The 620-nt window shown below is 44.4% G+C and carries 1 protein-coding gene; it reads right to left on the reverse strand.

Annotated elements, in window-relative coordinates; genetic code table 11:
• Positions 1-79 precede the first annotated feature (79 nt).
• Positions 80-620: retrotransposon gag family protein (locus tag ACFIMW_RS09485; RefSeq protein ID WP_375697399.1), on the reverse strand; the 541-nt coding region annotated here is incomplete at its 5' end.

Below are 620 nucleotides of genomic sequence, written 5' to 3' on the forward strand. Positions count from 1 at the left end.
CATACTTCTTAATGTCCATAAGGACTATTCTCTGTTGATAAGTCAGTTTGAGACTCTTTTCAAACTTTTCATATTTCCTCTACTCAGTGAGAATAAATTCCCTACCAAAACGGGACAAATAGTTGAACCGTATCTGATACTCGGAAATACTTTCATCTTCCTTCTGGAAGATGTCCGCAAACTCATTCCGCAAAGCATCTCGCTTATTGGAAGAAAAGAACCTTTCTAGAAATAAATATTCAAAATTATCCCATGTCATCCTCCGGACATCGTACTCAGCCTTTACGGTATCCCACCATTGGTCTGCATCCTCTGTTAGCTGATGCACAGCAAGTTTTATCTTGGCCGAGTCACTTTCTAGACTCATTGTGTCAAACAATTTGGTGATACCTTTCAACCAATATTCCGCTGACACGGTATCCCTTTCACCCCGAAAGATCGGCGGTTTAAACTTCCTGAACTCTTGTAAGGCAATGCTAGCCTCTGTTGCCACATGATGGTGCCTATGTGCACGCCTTGGGGGTCTATCACGTGGAGGTGGAGATGGTGCCTGAGGTGGTGCCTGAGGCTGTACGGTTTCCCTGACCTCTCTGGCCAGATTCTGCATTTCCCTCAAAGTG

The sequence above is a fragment of the Bartonella sp. AC329YNZD genome (assembly GCF_042196685.1).
Taxonomy (GTDB): domain Bacteria; phylum Pseudomonadota; class Alphaproteobacteria; order Rhizobiales; family Rhizobiaceae; genus Bartonella.